Annotated in this window: 1 rRNA gene; it reads right to left on the bottom strand. The window is 55.9% G+C overall.

The features are described 5' to 3' along the window. Positions 1 to 160 precede the first annotated feature (160 nt). Positions 161 to 254 (bottom strand): 16S ribosomal RNA (locus WFG93_RS13925); the annotation flags it as partial.

Raw genomic sequence — 254 nt, 5'->3', positions numbered from 1 at the left:
ACCCCGCTCCCCAACCCCACCGTTCCAGATCCCGAAGGACCGTACTAAACGAAGCCAGACGCGCTGACAGCATGTCAAATGTTCCACCCATGAGCCCCAGCGAAGAACATGTGCCTTCGTACTGGGTTCTGGACACCCGAAAGTGTCAGATGCTCCTTAGAAAGGAGGTGATCCAGCCGCACCTTCCGGTACGGCTACCTTGTTACGACTTAGTCCTAATTACCGATCCCACCTTCGACAGCTCCCTCCCACAA

The organism is Microbacterium sp. USHLN186, from assembly GCF_037145155.1.
GTDB lineage: Bacteria > Actinomycetota > Actinomycetes > Actinomycetales > Microbacteriaceae > Microbacterium.
The sequence above is the reverse complement of the archived record's forward strand: the minus strand, read 5'-3'. Positions and strand labels throughout refer to the sequence as shown.